The sequence below is a fragment of the Synergistaceae bacterium genome (assembly GCA_017540085.1).
Classification (GTDB): Bacteria; Synergistota; Synergistia; order Synergistales; family Aminobacteriaceae; genus JAFUXM01.
This window is the reverse complement of the sequence record JAFYBQ010000011.1, coordinates 45685-62697: the sequence shown is the minus strand read 5'-3', so window position 1 is coordinate 62697 and position 17013 is coordinate 45685. Positions and strand designations below refer to the sequence as shown.

Genomic DNA, 17013 nt, shown 5'->3' with positions numbered 1-17013 from the left:
TTTAGCCTCGACAAAGAGCATTTTCAGTCGAACTCTTTGGGCTTCCTTAAGATGAGAGAAGTCTATTTTGACACGAAATACACGACAAATCTGAGACTTACGTTTTTGTTTTGTCTCTTTACTTCGTTCTCGTATTCTTATGTTTTTCGCCAATCTCTCCTCATTTGTCATGGAGATATTATATCTTAGTGGCGCAAGAAGGTAAAAATTTTTGGATGACGTAATTATGACAGACAGAGGAAATTTTTGCACTGACAGAATTACTTTTACCGACAAAAAAATACCCTCCGCCAAATTCTGACAGAGGGCAAAATGTTATCTCACTCGTGAAAATTTCTACTTCCTGCGGTATTTCGTCAGGTCAATCGCAACCGCAACCGCAATGATTACGCCTTTGATGACCTGCTGCCACATGGGCGACACGTTGATGAACTGCAAGCCGTACTGAATGATCGTAAATATCAGCACGCCCATGATGATTCCGCCGACCTTGCCGATACCGCCGTTCAGCGAAACACCGCCCACAACACACGCCGCAATAGCGTCAAGCTCGTAGCCGTTCCCGTAGTTGTTCGTGGCTCCCGCAGTCCTAGCCGCCTCAAGAACTCCCGCGATACCGTAAAGGCATGACGCAAGAATGAATATTCCCATGATGTTGCGGAAAACGTTAATTCCCGCCACGACAGCCGCCTCACGGTTTCCGCCGATAGCGTAGACGTTCTTCCCGAAAACTGTCTTGTTCAGTATGAACCATATTATGACGCATATCACTACCGCAATCGGTATCAGTATGCTGATTCCCGGGAAGCCTCTGTACAGTCCGCTGAACAGTCTCATCTGCCCTAACTGCGCGAAATCAGGCCGGATTCCTCCGATGGGCTGCGAGTTGTTCGGGGGCATGTCGAAATACAGCGAGCAGGCTCCGTAAATTATGACCTGTACCGCCAATGTCGCTATGAACGGGTGCATGTCATATTTTGCGACAAGGAAGCCGTTTAACGCTCCGAATACCATACACGCAATAATAGCGATGATGATGGGCATCCACACCGCAACCTGCGGAAGGTCAGGGAAGAATCTGTTTGCGTATGTCGCTGTCTGCATCATCGAGGCCGAAATTACCGCCGCAAGTCCTACCATGCGCCCCGCTGAAAGGTCAGTGCCTGCAATCAAGAGCGTGAAGCAAATCCCAAGTGCCATGATTAATTTTGTGGACGACTGAGTCAGAATGTCAAGCGCGACTCGTATCTGCATGAACCTGGGCTGAAGTATGCAAATCACAACGACAAGCACAAGCATTGCGAGTAAAATTGCGTTGTTCGTGAGAAATTCTGTGAACGTTTTTCCCGCGAGGGCGGCTTCTTCCTCTGTCTTGTCTTTGGCCATGTAGCCCTTCAGCGCGGAGCATACCCCGATTATGATTAGGAATATGGGAAGGTCATAAATCTTCCTGTTGAGGCCCATGGGTTCCTTTGCGAAATAAAGAATTATCCCAAGCGCGAGGAATATTAATCCCCCGGTTGTCATGAGACGCTTTGAACGTGATTTTTCCGCCATGATTTTTTGTGTCCTCCTTGTTTGCTGATGATTTACCCCTTCGGGCTTTACCCGTCCCCCCTGCCAAGGGGGGAATTAAAGGGGGGTTGCTTCCCTTCCTCCCTGCAAAGGGGGGATTTAGGGGGGTGTTATGCTGCTGTGCTGTCCTTGCGCCCGGCAAACTGAGTCGCAAGTGCCATGATTTTTTCCTGCGAGTATTCTCCCTTGTTGAGGAATCCTGTAACGCGACCCTCGCACATGACCATGATTCTGTCTGACATTCCCATTAATTCGGGCATTTCGGACGAGATCATGATGATGGATTTCCCCTGCGCGATTTGCTCAAGCATGATGTTGTAGATCTCGTACTTTGCGCCTACGTCAATTCCTCGTGTCGGCTCGTCAAGAATCAGAATGTCCGAGTTCGTCAGAAGCCACCGCGCAATCAAAACCTTCTGCTGATTTCCGCCTGAAAGATTCTGAATCAGCGTGTTAAGGGACGGCGTTTTTACGTTGAGTTTCTTGCACTCCGTATCAGCGTCAATACGTCTCTTGCTGTCGTTGAGGATTCCGAGATGGGCATAATGTCTCTGATTGGCGATAACGGTATTTTCGAGAATGGGAAGGATCCCGAATATCCCGGTGGCGCGGCGTTCCTCCGTCAGCAGTGCAAGCCCGCGGGATTTTGCGAATCCGGGGGACTTGTTTGTGTACCTTGCGCCGTTAAGCAGAATTTCACCTGAAGCTATGCCCCGGAGTCCGAAAAGTGCCTCTACAAATTCCGTCCTCTGAGCACCGACAAGGCCGCCGATTCCGAGTATCTCCTGACGGTGTAATTCAAAGCTCACATTCTGGAATGACTTTCGCGACGTGGAGCAGACGTTCTCGACTTTCAGCACAACTTCTTCTGACGGTTTGCCCTCTCTAGGCGGGAATTGATTCGTCATTTCGCGGCCTACCATCTGTTTAATGATGAAGTCAATCGTGAGCTTCTCGCCGTTCGCGTCTGTTACCGGCCATGTGCCTACATATGTTCCGTCCCTCATTACCGTAATCTCATCGGAAATTTCGAGGATTTCCTTCATTTTGTGCGAAATGTAGACGAACGCGACACCCTGAGCGCGTAAACGGTTGATTATCTTAAACAGGTGGTCAACCTCTCTATCAGACAATGATGATGTCGGCTCATCAAGAATTATTATCTTTGCTTTCATGTCAACAGCCCGCGCAATTTCCATCATCTGCAAAATGGCCGCTGACTGTTCCCCTGCGAGTGCTAACGGGTCAACGTCAAGCTCTAAATCATCAAACAGTGCTTTTGTCTTCTCGTACATCGCTTTGTGGTCAACGACTCCCATATGGCCGGGAAATCTTCCGAGATAGACATTCTCCATGACCGAACGGAATCGAATCGGGTGAAGCTCCTGATGTACCATCGCTATGCCTTTGTCCATTGCCTGACGCGCTGAATGAATTTCGGCCTTCTTTCCCTCTAAGAAAATTTCTCCCCCGTCAGGCTCATATATCCCGAAAAGACACTTCATCAGCGTAGATTTTCCCGCTCCGTTTTCACCCATGAGGGCGTGAACTGTGCCTTTGCGGACATTCAGGTTTACATTGTCGAGAGCCTTTACGCCGGGGAATGTCTTTGTTATGTTTCTCATCTCAAGCAGATATTCGCTCACTTTTTCTCACCCCTCGCAATTTTCTGGTAAGGCACCCAGATATATTTTCCGTCTTCAACTTCTTTGCTTACGTCTTTTCCCTCAGCGAGCATTACCGCAAGTTTCACCGCCGCGGATCCCTGGCCGTCTGCGTCATTCAGGACAGTGCCGAGCATTTCTCCGCGCTCCATTGCGTCAAGTGCCGAGGCGTTAGCGTCAACACCGACAACAGGAATATACATATCCGGGTAGCCCTTGTTGTAGTCGTTGGCCTTCAGTGCTTCAACCGCGCCTAATGCCATTTCGTCATTATTCGCGATTACTGCCTCGATATTCTCAGGGCCGATTGACATGATAAAAGCGTTCATTATGTTCATGGCCTGAAGTTTGTCCCAGTTGGCTATAGCTCCGGCAATCTCAACAGGGGTAATGCCTGCTTTGCTGACGGCCTCGACAGAATATTTTGACCTCAGAATCATATCCTGATGTCCGTTTTCACCGCGCAACAAAACGAACTGTAATTTACCGTCCTTGTTCTTGTCGGCTTTAGGGTTGGACTTGAAATATTCCGCAATCAATTCGCCGGCCTCTGTCCCGGACTCCTCAGCCTTTGCACCGATGTAATATGCCTTGTCGTAAGTCGCGAGCATTTCGGGAGTCGGCTCTCTGTTGATGAATACGACGGGGATATTCGCGGCCTTTGCTTTGTCGATTATGGTCTGGGATTTCATGCGATCGACAGGGTTAATGATTAGGACATTCACGCCGCTTACTATGAACTCGTCAACCTGCGCGTCCTGAATTGCCTGGTCATTCTGTGAGTCAGCTAATACTAACTCTGCTCCCTCTTTCGCGCTCTCTGCGGACATTGCGTTTCTGAATCTCAGCATGAAAGCATCGCTGAAACGGTAAATACACGCGCCTATTTTCACGCCGTCAGCAGAAGCACACCCTGCGAACGCAAGCGCGAGTATCAATGCTGTAATGAAAATTTTACGCAACAAAATTCACCTCTTTCATGAAAAGAAACCCCCGCCGCAAAAACAACGGGGGCGATGATTAACACTTCCGCTTATTTCATGAACTCTTTGTAGTTCTCGACTGTAACCGGCCTGTAGGGTATCCAGATATATTTTCCGTCCGTGATCTTGTAGCCGATTGACTCCTCTGTTACCGCTTTTCCGTCAGCCGCAACTACTGCCGCTTTCACCGCCGCAATGCCCTGGTTGTCCGCGTCATTAAGGACTGTTCCGAGAAGCTCGCCTTTGCTCATGGCCTCAAGCGCGGGTGCTGTAGCGTCAACTCCCACGACAGGGACATATTTCGCGGGGTCGCCCATGTTGTAGCCCTCTGCCTTCAGTGCCTCGATCGCTCCGAGTGCCATATCGTCATTATTGGCGAGTACTGCCTCGATGTTGTCGACACCTACGGCGGAGATAAAGCCCTTCATTTTGTCTGTGGCCTGAACCTTGTCCCAGTTTGCGGTGTCATTGCCCAGCTCGACGACCTCAAATCCCGCGTCCTTTATGGCTTTGAGTGAATACTCAGTGCGGAGTGTAGCGTCCTGATGTCCCTGCTCGCCGCGAATCATGATGTACTGAATCTTGCCGTCGCCGTTCTTGTCGGCCTTGGGATTCTTCTTGAAGTAATCCGCGATAATCTGCCCTGACTGCGTGCCGGACTCCTCAGCCTTTGCGCCTACGTACCAGATTTTGTCGTAAGCGTTCATGACTTCCGCATAGGGTTCACGGTTCACGAAAACGATCGGGAGTCCCTCAGCCTTTGCCTTGTTCATGAGAGGCTCTGCGGCTGTGCGGTCTACGGGGTTGACGATGAGAGCATTTGCGCCCTTGGAGATGTAAGCGTCAACCTGGTCATTCTGTGTAGGCTGGCGGTTCTGGCTGTCGACTATCTCAAGCTCTCCGCCTTCCTTCTCCATTTCGGCCTTCATTGCGTTGCGGACTCCTGTCATGAACGTGTCATCGAACTTGTAGATACATGCCCCTACAAGCGCGTCCGTTGCGGCGAATGCGGCTGCCGCTGATACTGCGAGTACTGCTGCTGCGAGTATTGCTGCGTATTTCTTCATGGTGAAAACTTACCTCCTAATATATTTTCCAGCGCGTGAGGATTTCTCCCTTTGCGCGGGATTCCCTAGTCCGTGAAATTTACGGTGTAATTGAAGCTCCCTGCCCCGCCGTTTTTCCGCGTGAGACCGTCAACTTCAACGCGCCAATATTCCCCGCTCCTGTAGCCGTTCACATTGTCCGGGCAAAATATCAGGCACTCATCATAGGCGACATTATTCGTGGCGACCGCAAAATATCCGTCATTGCCTGCATGGCCGAAATTCCACACTCTTCCGTCATTCAGCCGGGTTAATTTCACGCTGACTTTTCCGGCGATACACTTTCGGAATACATTGCTGTTGAGGGTTACCGACCATGCTGTTTTTGCCTCGAACCAGCTTAACGGGTGAGGATTCTTTGAGGACGGCCACGCGATAAACTCATCAGAAATCGGCCACTTCAGCCACTCTAAATATTGCGCGTATTCCGCCCGTGTCAGTTTCTTGCGTTTAACCGGGAAATCCTCAATCACATACGTTACTGAATATCCGCGGCGTGTGCTGATTCCGAATCCTACCTGCTTCAGTCTGGGATTGAGAAGCCATCTTCTGTGGCCGACTGCCCCGACATTATGCCCGTCTGTGTCCTCCATGTAGCTTTTTATCGTGTCCCGGAGATTTATGTTGCCTCGTGTCTTTGACCCCTGACGCAGTTTCGAGTACATGATGTTGCCGTGTGTAGCCGCGTCATAGCCTGCCTCGTAGAAATCCTGCGGCATTCCGTGAGGCTTCCCGGGCGTGTGCGTCAGAATGTCATTAGCGTCAAGCAACACCGCTCCCATTTGCGCCCGGCTCGTGTACTCGTCATTGAGGGTAACATTGTCCGGGACTCCCGCAAGCCTCCGGGCGTAGTTGACCTCCGCGAGAGCCTCATAGAGAACTTCACGCTTGACCCTCCCGGCCATGTACGGCGAGAATGACGGCTCAATGTCGTAAATGTCAGAAGCATATAACGATGTCGCGGACATAATGAGGATGAAGAGTATCACGGGAAATTTTTTCAGCCTCAACTGATACAGCCTCCAGAAAATTTTTTTGTGTCGCTGTGAAATTTATCTCTATTATAATTAATATCGCCGGAAAAAAACTGCGTAAATCTTTCGGATTTTGACGGGTAATTTTCATGGCTGACTAAGTAATTTGCCCATAAATATTTGACGGGCTATAATGCTGGCTGTTCACTGTCATAAAATATTTCAAGGAGGATTCACAAAATATCATGGCCGTATTCAGGTGCCTAGAATGCAAAAAGGAATTTGAGTCTGACTCCAAAACTGACAGGAAATGCCCGGACTGCCGGAGCCGCTGCCTGGAGCTTGTCTCAGGAGAAATCCCCCGCGGAAAATCTTGGAGCGCAAAGAGCTATTCAGCAAGGTGAGTGAGATTATGCCCAACGAACTTTTCAGCGTACAGGACGTTAAGAAACTCACAGAGCCTATGAGGGATGACGTTCCGCCGTCTGACCCGGCAAAGCAGAAGAATACCCCGGAATTTCTCGGCATAAAGTCAACATTCACGCCCTCACGCGGGGACATGGGCGGGGGGTTCTGCGTGATATTCGAGGGTAAAACAGGCCGTACAGTGTTCCAGATATTCTGGCTGGCAAAACCCTACGCAAACGGACAGATCCCGGAAGTCGCAAAGGACTGGCGTAATTTCGTCAAGAGCCTTCCTTCAATGGGACCGCTTGACAAGGACTGGGGCGAGAAACTTCAGGCCGACCTGAAAGAGATTCTGACAGTCGAGGAGAAAAAAAAGCTGTTCGAGAATTACACGAAGGTAAAAATCCGCCAGCTTGAGAGCATGTACCGCCGTGCGTTTGAAACTACATCGCAGTGTGTATTCAGCGCGTCAACAGAAGCCGAGCCAATCGCCCGCCCGGAGCTTGAGCGCGCAAAAATCATTAAGCCGCTCCCGCCGTCAGCAGAAGAACTCGCCCGTATGCAGAAAGAGCAGGAAGAGAAAGAGAAGGCCGAGAAGGAAGCCAAAGAGAAAGAAGAAGCCGAGAAGGAAGGAAATTTTGAGGGGACAGTCATCAAATGTAATCCGCAGGTTGACCCGGTGAAGGGAAAAGCCTCGTCCGAGATTATGCCGGGGGATATTATCGGCATTACTGTCGAGGGGGACGGGACAAGCGCACTGGTAAAAAAATATCTTGATGAGAATAACATTGAGCCTCTGTTCCCGGTTGACGAAATCAGAGAGACGCAGGGCAAGAAATTTCTTTACGTGAAAATAAGCGATGAGATTCGCGGCTATGTCGCCATAACGAAAGACATCAAAATCCGCGTGAAGGAGACTCCGCAGTCCGAACAGCCCCAAAAAGGACTCTCGTTCATGAGTGATCTGTTCTTTTTCGGGTTACTGGGCGGGGCGTTAATCGCGCTTCTTTTCGTGATACGGTATTTCTTCCTGTGAGCGGAAAAATCCCTCCCCGCAGGCTTTCCCGTGAGGAGGGACGGACTCACTTCCTGCCGATTAGCTTCAGCGCAAACTGCTTTATCGGACTCAGTACCAGTTTGAACAGGTAGCCCCATAGCGCAGGGAGCTTGTCATCATGATACCAGAACGCGAAACTTCCCGCCCTCCTGACATCCTTCAGCCATTCGCGCAGGCTCATTCGGGGGAATCCGGGGTCAGCGTGAAACACGTGGTAGATGTCAGCCTCTTCGCACATTCCGTACTGTGATGTGTCCTTTGTGGTCAAGGGGATATTCTGCGCTTTGCCGGGATGGCCTGTAACAGACCAGTACCAAGCGAGAGGGTAATATACTTTTGTTCCCATACACATTAAGACCCGCGCACTGTCCCGCCAGTTTATTTCACCAACGTATATATTACCGTCCTTAACGCAGAATAAATCAAAGTCTATCAGCCCTGAATATCCTAAGTTGTATATTTTTCTCAGTATGTTTCTTCCTGCTTCATGTATTTTTTCGTCATCAATAATCTGAAGCATTGACCCTGTACCGCCGACATTAGGCCAAAGCCGTAACGTTTTCGAGACAAGGTAAGATATATTTTCCCCACAGCAGCCAGACAAACAAAACTCGTAATCAATATCAAGAAACCTCTGCGCCAAAATCCGCGTGTAGCCCTTCTCCCTGAGAACGTCGAAATATTCCCGGAGGCTGTCCCTGTCGTCGAACTTCCTGATGTCGGACTTGTTTCCCTCCGCGCTGACAACAGGCTTCACCAAGCACGGAAACGGAAGCCCGGCGGGTATGTCCCCGTCAGCAAGATTGATGATAAAACTTTCGGCCATGTTCAGACCGAGATTGTCCCTCACGAACTCAACCTGCGAAAACTTGTCCATAAGCTGAGGGATTCTGCCCTGCTCGTGATTGAAGCTGCCGAGAATGTGTTTTTTCTCAAGCTCGTGAAGATTGTTGTCGATTGCTATAGTCTCCGGGTCAGAACACGGAATGACTACGGGCTTCAGCGTCTCGCCCTGAAATTCGCGCCGGAGAATCTCAATCATTTCCGCCTCGTCTTTTGCCGCCCAGCATTTTTGCCAATATCTTGAACGCCGGACAAAGCCGGATTTCGCACGCCTGCCCACGACAATGCCATAGGGCTTTATTCCGTTGATGCCGAAAACTCTGGCCATGTTCAGCGTGTGATGATGATTTTTGCCGATTATGATTACTTTGTTGATACTGTCATTCAGGTTCCGCCGTGTCTGTCTCCCTTCTTCATGACAGAAAAAACCCTCCCGGCCCGAACCAGGAGGGGGGAATGTCGCTATTCGTCGTCTTCTTCTTCCTTCTTGTGTGAGGCGATAACTTTCTTTGCGATGTCTCCGGGGACTTCCTCATAGTGAGAGTACTCCATCGAGAATGACCCCTCGCCGGAAGTCATTGACCGCAGATCTGTCGCGTACCTGAACATTTCCGACAGAGGCACCTGCGCTTTGACGATCTGCAATTTTCCGTGAGCCTCCATTCCCATGACCCTGCCGCGCCGCGAATTGAAGTCGCCCATTACATCGCCCATGAACTGATCCGGCACTGTAACTTCAACGTCCATCACAGGCTCAAGCAATACGGGATTCGCGTCCATTATGCCTTTGCGGAATGACAGACGAGTAGCGAGCTTGAACGACATTTCGGAGCTGTCGACATCGTGATACGAGCCGTAATATAACTCTGCGCTGAAGTCGACAACCGGGAATCCCGCAAGAGGCCCGGAAACCATGTACTCCCTGAGTCCTTTCTCGACCGCCGGAATGAAGTTGCGCGGAACAGCACCGCCCACAACGCTGTCTATGAACTTGAAGCCTTCGCCCCGTTCAAGCGGCCTGTAGCGGATATATACATCACCGTACTGACCATGCCCGCCGGACTGCTTCTTGTGCTTTCCCTGAGCCTCGGACATTTTTCGGATAGTCTCGCGGTAAGGCACCTGCGGAGTCTTTGTGTCAAGATCAACATTGTAGCGTTCCTTCAGCTTTGACAGCACTATGTTGATGTGCATGTCGCCCATGCCGGATAAAACGTTGTCGCGTGTCTCGGCATTCTTCTCGAAAGTCAGCGAGCAGTCTTCCTCAAGTATTCGTGAAATAGCTGTGCCGAGTTTGTCCTCGTCCGCCCGTGTCTTTGCGATTACCGCGACACTGTAGACGGGTTTCGGGAACTCTATCGGCGGGAATTTCGCGGAGAAGCCTCCCTTTGTCGCCAATGTATGACCGACTCTCGCGCTCTGTAATTTCGGGATTGCTACGATGTCGCCCGCTATGACTTCTTTCACGTCCTTGCCGTCTTTGCCCGTCATGAGCTTGAACGAGGATATGCGCTCATCTTCTCCCTTGTCGACGTTGTAGATGTTGCTGCCTTCTGACGAGAGAGTCCCCGAATACACGCGGATGAATGAGAGCTTGCCCACGAAAGCATCGGCCATGACCTTGAAGCACAGAGCCGAGAACGGCGCGTCAATCTTGGGTTCAGCCTTTGCCCCGTCAGCGTCAATCGCTCCGATGTCAACAGGTGAAGGGAAGTAGTCCGCAACAAAGTCCATAAACTGAGGGACTCCGATATTTGCGGTGGCTGACAGCGCGAACACTGGCATGATTCTTTTTGCGGCGATTGCTTTCTTGAGTGTACGCTCAAAATCTGCCTGCGAAACTTCTTCACCCTCTAAATATTTCTCCATCAATGCGTCGTCCATCTCAACGGCGGCTTCAACGAGTGCTTCACGCGCTGAGGCCGCCTCGTCAGCAAGATCCGCGGGGATTTCGCCCTCCGTGAATTTCCCGCTTCCGTCCGGCTTGTAGGTATATGCTTTCCCGCTGAGAACGTCGACAATGCCCGAAAATTTTTCCCCGGCCCCTATCGGCAGGAACACGGGCAGGGCGTTCTGTGAGAACTGGGACTTTATATCATCGAGGACTTTCGAGAAGTCAGCGTTTTCCCTGTCCATTTTCGAGACAACGAACGACACGGGCGCGTTGTGATGTTCGGCGTATTCCCATGCTTTTGATGTCTGAACCTCAATTCCTCCCACACTGCTGACGAGAATCACCGCTGTGTCTGCGACTCTGATTGCCGCGCTCATTTCGCCGGTGAAGTCCGCATAGCCGGGAGCGTCGAGGACGTAGAATGTTTTTCCTTTGCGTTCGAGTGTGAGAAGTGATGTTGAGATTGAGATGTTGCGCTTCTGTTCTTCTGACTGGAAATCGCTGACTGTGTTCCCGTTCTGAACGCTGCCCATGCGGGTAATGTTGCCGTTGTCGAAAAGCATTGCTTCAGCGAGAGAAGTTTTTCCCGCTCCGCCGTGGGCGCATAGTGCGAAGCTCCGAGTGTCTTCGGGTTTGCGTACCCCCATAATGATAAACACCTTCCCTGATTCTGTGATGTGAATTGTGAATGAATGTATTATATTACAATCCCGTCAAAAATTTTCATTAACGCAGTAAAGCGCAGACGGAAAGCCGCGGCCTTCAGTTATCGTTATGAGCGTCTCTTATACAGAATTTTTTGCTATAATTTTTTCACCCATAACAGCAAATATAAACAGTGAAAGGATTGATTCATTATGCGCCTGACTTATGACGGCCTCAAAGATTCTGCCGCATGGAAAAACGCCGGAATCGACCTCCCCCCGTATGACCCTCAGAAAATCGCAGAGAACACCCGCAGAAATCCCCGCTGGATTCATTTCGGCATCGGAAATATTTTCCGTATTTTTGTCGGAGGCATAGCGGACAGCCTCATACGCTCCGGGAAAATGGACACCGGCATAATCTGCGCTGAGACGTTCGATTACGATGTGGCCGACAAGATATATTACCCGTTCGACAATTTAGCACTCGCCGTAACTCTCCATGAGGACGGAAAGACCGACAAGCGGGTGTTAGGCTCACTCACTGAAGCCGTAAAAGCCCCTCAAGACCGCGCACGACTCACCGAAATTTTCACCGCGAAAACTCTTCAGCTTGTATCATTCACAATCACCGAGAAAGGTTACGCCCTTCACGGCTCAGACGGAAAATATTTCCCCTTCGTTGAGTCCGACATGTCAAACGGCCCTGCGAATCCCAAAGGAGCGATGGCAGTCATCACGGCCATGTTGTTTGAGCGGTTCAGGGCAGGAGCGTTCCCCATTGCGCTTGTGTCAATGGACAACGTTTCGCAGAACGGCAGAAAGCTCCGTGAAAGCGTCATAGAGACGGCGGAAAAATGGCAGGAGAAAAATTTTGTCCCTGCTGAATTTGTCGCTTACGTGAAAGATGAAAGCCGCGTGTCATTCCCGTGGACGATGATCGACAAGATTACCCCGCGCCCGTCTGAGGAGGTCGCAAAAATGCTCACGGGACTCGGCGTTGAGGATATGAATATTGTCGTAACGTCAAAGCGCACATACATTGCCCCGTTCGTGAACGCTGAAGCCCCCGGCTATCTCGTAATCGAGGACTCATTCCCAAACGGACGGCCTGAGCTTGAAGCGTCAAATTACGGCGTATACATGGCCGACAGGAACACCGTCAACCTATCCGAGCGCATGAAGGTTACAGCCTGCTTGAATCCGATTCATTCGGCACTCTGCACGTATGATATTCTGCTTGGGTACACTCTTTTTGCTGACGGAATGCATGACCCGGAACTCTCCCGGCTTGCTGAGGCTGTCGGATATTCGGAGGGTCTGCCGGTTGTCGATGACCCTAAAATCTTGTCGCCCCGCAAATTTCTCGATGAGTGCATGAAGGTGCGTTTCCCGAATCCGTACTTAGGCGACACGAGCGCACGAATCGCCACGGATATTTCGCAGGGGCTGGCGTTCCGTTTCGGCGAGACGGTCAAAGCGTGGGTGAAACGCTCCGGGACTGCTGAGAATCTGACGGGGATTCCGCTGGCCATTGCCGGATGGCTGAGATACCTTCTCGGAATTGATGACAAAGGCGGGAAGTATGAATTATCCCCTGACCCTATGAATGACGAGATGACGAAAATTCTGGCGGGAGTCGAAATCGGGAAGCCTGAGACTGTCGGCGAAAAGCTGAAACCGATTCTGAGCAACGCGCATATATTCGGCGTGAATCTCTATGAGGCTGGACTCGGTGAAAAGATAGAGGCTATATTCCGCTCTGAGATTTCCGGGTATGGTGCAGTGCGTGAGACCCTGAAGAAGTATCTTGCGTAAGTGAGAAATTGCCGGCCTGATTCCTGCTGAGGGGGAATCAGGTCTTTTTTTGTGTATAATATACTTATTTCAATACCACGATTTTTATCGATGAAAGGTCCTGATACTTTATGAGAATTTCAAGAAGCAAATTCCATCTCTGGCTCATGGCCGCGGCTATGCTTGTCTTTGCGGTGCTGGCTTCCGGCGGTTGCGGTGGCAGCGGAGGGGGTACTGTCGCGGTAACCAACAATGACGGGCAGGAAAGCGGAGAAAGTGCAGAGCTTTACCTTCCTTCAATGTTCGAGATAAGAGCCATAGAAGAATTTACCGCCATGACTGACGAACTTAAAGCCGAGGGAATCTGGGACAAAATTGACAGTCTCACCTTCTACAACGTTTTCGACTCCATTGACTCGCAGGTCATCAGCAACTATAACAATGGCGGAGTGCTTACTATGTACTACCCTACAGAAAATGACCTCGAAAAGGCGTTCGCGTTCCTCAAAAGCATGTCGGCTGACATCTCAATGCTTGACATAAGCGCGGACATTGAAATCATCGCCATCACAAAGCGGACTGCAAGCGGTACAGCTATCAGCGAAGACAATATATTACAGCTCGATAATATTTTCGTTTACGTTGTGCCGGATATAAGTACGCTAGTTTCTGCTGACGGTTATACTTCTCCCGATGAGGTCGAGGAAGCATATCTTAAAATGCAGATTGATCGCTGGAGGAGATATTTTTACTGGCTGGCCTCGCTTGACGATAGGACTCAGGCAAACCTCCGCACCGCCGCGAACATTGACGGAATAGCGTCAGGGAACAACAATATTGTTGATGTCTCGAAGGTCGTCTCAGGCACTTACGATTTCTCCTACACCAAGCTATGGACATGGGACGCTCAGGAAACTTCCCCGGACAACACCCGCATAGACACATGGCACGGTCAGAAGCAGAGCAGAAATTACATGTCTTACTCGGCATCACGCAACAACATGCTTGATTATCAGATATATTCTGTTCATTCGTTCACGGATCACTGCGATTATTTCGTTGTAGGCTCAAGCCTTTACACAAACCCAATCACCGCCGGGGATAGTTACTGCCTCCCCCCTATAAGGCAGGGCGTTTATACTGTTGAATTTCCGTACATCAGGGGATTCACCAGGGCGGCGGAGCTTGATGTCTCAATGACGAAAAACTCAGCCAATGCCGGCAGCCTCCTGACAACCTCCATGCCTGACGGGGCGGCGCATGGGACAGTGTACCGCGAGAATTTCACGTGGAACGGTGAAGGGATTTTTGCCGGGGATGATTTCGGAGTCTTTGACGGAGTATCTTTCTCCAAGCCTCTTTCCTATGACGCGGCAAATATAACCGTCCTCAATGACTCTGGGCAGCAGTCAGCAAAATTCACGGCTTTATTTGACTGGCCTGCGGATTCGTCATCAACAGAGAGCGGATTTTCTGCTTATAGTGCCTCGATAACAGCGAATAGGCTTCCGACATACTCGGTGTTCAAAGTCTCATCGGGCGACTGGAAAGCAGGGTATGACGCTGTGCAGGTCTCATTCAGCGGGAGAATCCGTGAAGGCGCGTCGCTGAAGGGATATGATTACTATGACACGCATTATCCCAGAATCAACGCGGTATTCAGCAAAAATTTCCATCTCAGCGTCAAGACACCAATCCCGCCGAAACATTCAACGACTCATCAGAGATATTACGCTTGTAACAGGCACGAAATAGCCGCGGCGGTCAGGGTATTCTCCGAAAGCGACTGGAATATCGAGCTTGAGAATGGCGCGGAAAGCTGGATAACTTTCGAGAAGACGAGCGGAAAAGCAACGGGTTCTGAAGGCGAGTGGGTAGTTTTCACGATTCACGAAAACACTTCAGGGAGCGGAAGGCACGCGAATATGTATCTCGTATCTTATCCCTACAATGACAAGACAAAGCAGGAGAGAACATTATTTGAGCTACACCAGTCAAACAACGAGAGAATCGGTGCTGAATAGGGACTAATATATTTCCCTCCCGGCCATGAAAGCTGGGGGGGATTTTTTTTCTGCCGGGGCAAAAAATGAAGGGAGATTTGAAGCGCACATACTTTAACGACCTCACTTAGTCTATAATATCCCTGTCTCACAAAAAAATTCACAGGAGGCAGAATTAATGAAAGCTCATTCTGTAGCAAGAAATTATTTTTTCCTCACGGTTCTTTTGCTCGCCATGATTCTGGGAGCTATAACGGGCTATATTTACCCGGGATTTTCGTCAAACATTGCTTTTCTCGGAACTATATTCATCCGTATGATGTTCTGCATTGTTGTTCCGATGGTGTTTGCGTCAATCTCAGGTGCAATCGCCGGAACGCGGGATCTTTCACGCTCAGGCCGAATAATGTGGGTAACTGTCGCAACATTTGTTATCACCGGGGCAATCGCGGCGGTGATATATTTCGGGCTAGTTATGATTTTCCCGCCGGTAACGTCAGCATGGACTCACATAGCCCACGAGGAGATCGGAAATCATGCCACAATAACGCAGATGATCGTAAACTTCTTCACGGTTGAGGATTTTGTCGGGCTTCTCACGCGCCGGGCAATGCTCCCGCTGATAGTGTTCTCGCTGCTTTTCGGTTTCGCGGTCAATCTCAGCGGCGAGGCCGGGGAGCCTGTGCGGAAATTCATTGAGAGCCTCACAGCCGTAATGCTGAAGTTCGTGAACATCGTAACATATTACGCGCCTGTTGCGTTTTTCGCGATTTTCGCCGACCTTGTTGCGACATACGGCCCGCAAATCTCGGAGGATTACGCCCGGGCGTTATTGCTGTACTACCCGGTGTGCTTCATCTATGTGTTCACGGCGTTCCCGATTATGGCGTGGATAGGAGCGGGGGCAGAGGGAGTCCGGGAAATGTTCCGGCACATAACAAAGCCTGCTGTTGTCTCACTGGGTACATGCTCAAGCGTTGCGACGATTCCCACAAACATGGAGGCCGCCGCTGACACCGGGATTTCCCGCGATGTTTCGGACATAGTGCTTCCCCTAGGAGCTACAATGCACATGGACGGCTCCTGCTTCTCGTGTGTGCTGAAAATTGCGTTTGTCATGGGCGTACTCGGCCAGCCTCTGACGGTTTCGGATCTGCCTATGATTGTTCTTGTGGCGGTGTTCTCGGCTGTCGGTATGAGCGGAGTACCGGGCGGGGGCTACATAGGGGAGTACATTATCTGCGCTCTGTTCTTCCCGAATCATATGGAGCTTGCGTTCCCGATTCTTGTTGCGATAGGGAATCTTGTTGACCCTCCTGCCACGATGATTAATGCGGCGGGGGATTATGTTGTGTCGTTCATTGTGTCGCGTTTTGTTGACGGAAAAGACTGGCTCAAGAAAGCGAGAGTCGCAAGAGCATAGCCCGGTGAAATTCCTCCCTCCTGTATAATGACTGCGGGAGGGATTTTTTTATGGCACGGGAAAAATTTTCTTCACTCAGTAAATTTATAGCAAAAATTTTGAGACATGAGCCGGAAATCATCGGTATAACTTTGGACTCTCATGGCTGGGCAAAAGTCAGCGACCTCATCGACGGTATCAGCAATATACACCCTATTGATATTGCGATTCTCCGGGAGATAGTCTCGAATGACAGAAAAGGCCGATATTCCTTCAGCGATGACGGGAAATATATTCGGGCTAATCAGGGTCATTCAGTGAATGTTGATGTAGGGCTTGAAGAACAAGAGCCGCCTGAAATACTTTATCACGGAACATCACAGGACACAGCGCAAATCATAAAAGCCGAGGGGCTGAAGCCGATGACAAGATTATACGTTCACTTGTCGAATGATTACGATACGGCCATGAAAACAGGAAGGCGAAAGGGAAAACCGTTTGTGTTCACAGTCAGAGCCGGGAAAATGTTCAGGGACGACCATAAATTTTTTGTTTCAGAAAACGGAGTGTGGCAGGTGAAATTTGTCCCTCCGCAATACTTGGAGGACAGCAAGAAAAATCCCCCTCAGCAGTGAAAGCCGGGGGGAAAATGTCTGTCCTTAT

At 50.2% G+C, this 17013-nt stretch carries 13 protein-coding genes; 6 read left to right on the top strand and 7 right to left on the bottom strand.

Features of this window, described 5'->3' with window-relative positions; genetic code table 11:
- Nucleotides 1–336: 336 nt before the first annotated feature.
- The 5 genes from mglC to IKQ95_02065 all read right to left on the bottom strand — a co-directional run bounded on the left by mglC (nt 337) and on the right by IKQ95_02065 (nt 6338).
- On the bottom strand, nt 337–1557 hold the full coding sequence (mglC, locus tag IKQ95_02085) for a galactose/methyl galactoside ABC transporter permease MglC (protein MBR4195485.1): 1221 nt from the start codon (nt 1555–1557) through the stop codon (nt 337–339).
- 128 nt (nt 1558–1685) lie between these two features.
- Entirely contained in the window at nt 1686–3221 is a 1536-nt protein-coding gene (locus tag IKQ95_02080) for a sugar ABC transporter ATP-binding protein (GenBank protein ID MBR4195484.1), read from the bottom strand.
- Nucleotides 3218–4201, bottom strand: a complete 984-nt coding sequence (locus IKQ95_02075) for a galactose ABC transporter substrate-binding protein (GenBank protein ID MBR4195483.1) — start codon at nt 4199–4201, stop codon at nt 3218–3220. Before IKQ95_02075 ends, IKQ95_02080 begins: the two co-directional genes overlap by 4 nt.
- Before the next feature lie 71 nt (nt 4202–4272).
- Complete coding sequence (locus IKQ95_02070; protein MBR4195482.1) at nt 4273–5289, bottom strand: galactose ABC transporter substrate-binding protein; 1017 nt, start codon at nt 5287–5289, stop codon at nt 4273–4275.
- 65 nt (nt 5290–5354) lie between these two features.
- On the bottom strand, nt 5355–6338 hold the full coding sequence (locus IKQ95_02065) for a CAP domain-containing protein (protein MBR4195481.1): 984 nt from the start codon (nt 6336–6338) through the stop codon (nt 5355–5357).
- Between the two features lie 209 nt (nt 6339–6547).
- On the opposite strand from IKQ95_02065, the gene IKQ95_02060 reads away from it, so the two are divergent.
- Together IKQ95_02060 and IKQ95_02055 are read left to right on the top strand one after the other, a co-directional pair.
- Nucleotides 6548–6706, top strand: coding sequence for a hydrogenase expression protein HypA/HybF (locus IKQ95_02060; protein ID MBR4195480.1), 159 nt, complete (start codon nt 6548–6550; stop codon nt 6704–6706).
- An 8-nt stretch (nt 6707–6714) separates the two neighbouring features.
- Nucleotides 6715–7746, top strand: a complete 1032-nt coding sequence (locus IKQ95_02055) for a hypothetical protein (GenBank protein MBR4195479.1) — start codon at nt 6715–6717, stop codon at nt 7744–7746.
- 46 nt (nt 7747–7792) lie between these two features.
- Here IKQ95_02055 and IKQ95_02050 read toward each other — a convergent pair whose 3' ends face one another.
- Nucleotides 7793–8938: a hypothetical protein gene (locus IKQ95_02050; protein ID MBR4195478.1), complete on the bottom strand. Its 1146-nt coding sequence runs from the start codon at nt 8936–8938 to the stop codon at nt 7793–7795.
- A 134-nt stretch (nt 8939–9072) separates the two neighbouring features.
- The gene (gene fusA / locus IKQ95_02045; GenBank protein ID MBR4195477.1) at nt 9073–11151 is read right to left on the bottom strand and encodes an elongation factor G; all 2079 of its coding nucleotides are present in this window, start codon (nt 11149–11151) and stop codon (nt 9073–9075) included.
- Nucleotides 11152–11361: 210 nt separating this feature from the next.
- Between fusA and IKQ95_02040 the strand changes: the two genes are divergently transcribed.
- From IKQ95_02040 to IKQ95_02025, 4 genes are all read left to right on the top strand, one after another.
- Entirely contained in the window at nt 11362–12966 is a 1605-nt protein-coding gene (locus IKQ95_02040) for a mannitol dehydrogenase family protein (protein ID MBR4195476.1), read from the top strand.
- A 110-nt stretch (nt 12967–13076) separates the two neighbouring features.
- Complete coding sequence (locus IKQ95_02035; protein MBR4195475.1) at nt 13077–14969, top strand: hypothetical protein; 1893 nt, start codon at nt 13077–13079, stop codon at nt 14967–14969.
- A gap of 157 nt (nt 14970–15126) precedes the next feature.
- The gene (locus IKQ95_02030) at nt 15127–16371 is read left to right on the top strand and encodes a dicarboxylate/amino acid:cation symporter (GenBank protein MBR4195474.1); all 1245 of its coding nucleotides are present in this window, start codon (nt 15127–15129) and stop codon (nt 16369–16371) included.
- A 50-nt stretch (nt 16372–16421) separates the two neighbouring features.
- Entirely contained in the window at nt 16422–16985 is a 564-nt protein-coding gene (locus tag IKQ95_02025) for an RNA 2'-phosphotransferase (protein ID MBR4195473.1), read from the top strand.
- Nucleotides 16986–17013 lie beyond the last annotated feature (28 nt).

Excerpts from the sequence above, each read along its gene's own strand:
- IKQ95_02070 (MBR4195482.1), bottom strand. The coding sequence starts at position 5,289 with ATGAAGAAATACGCAGCAATACTCGCAGCAGCAGTACTCGCAGTATCA.
- IKQ95_02025 (MBR4195473.1), top strand. The coding sequence starts at position 16,422 with ATGGCACGGGAAAAATTTTCTTCACTCAGTAAATTTATAGCAAAAATT.
- IKQ95_02035 (MBR4195475.1), top strand. The coding sequence starts at position 13,077 with ATGAGAATTTCAAGAAGCAAATTCCATCTCTGGCTCATGGCCGCGGCT.
- IKQ95_02055 (MBR4195479.1), top strand. The coding sequence starts at position 6,715 with ATGCCCAACGAACTTTTCAGCGTACAGGACGTTAAGAAACTCACAGAG.
- IKQ95_02050 (MBR4195478.1), bottom strand. The coding sequence starts at position 8,938 with ATGGCCAGAGTTTTCGGCATCAACGGAATAAAGCCCTATGGCATTGTC.
- IKQ95_02040 (MBR4195476.1), top strand. The coding sequence starts at position 11,362 with ATGCGCCTGACTTATGACGGCCTCAAAGATTCTGCCGCATGGAAAAAC.
- mglC (MBR4195485.1), bottom strand. The coding sequence starts at position 1,557 with ATGGCGGAAAAATCACGTTCAAAGCGTCTCATGACAACCGGGGGATTA.
- IKQ95_02030 (MBR4195474.1), top strand. The coding sequence starts at position 15,127 with ATGAAAGCTCATTCTGTAGCAAGAAATTATTTTTTCCTCACGGTTCTT.
- fusA (MBR4195477.1), bottom strand. The coding sequence starts at position 11,151 with ATGGGGGTACGCAAACCCGAAGACACTCGGAGCTTCGCACTATGCGCC.
- IKQ95_02060 (MBR4195480.1), top strand. The coding sequence starts at position 6,548 with ATGGCCGTATTCAGGTGCCTAGAATGCAAAAAGGAATTTGAGTCTGAC.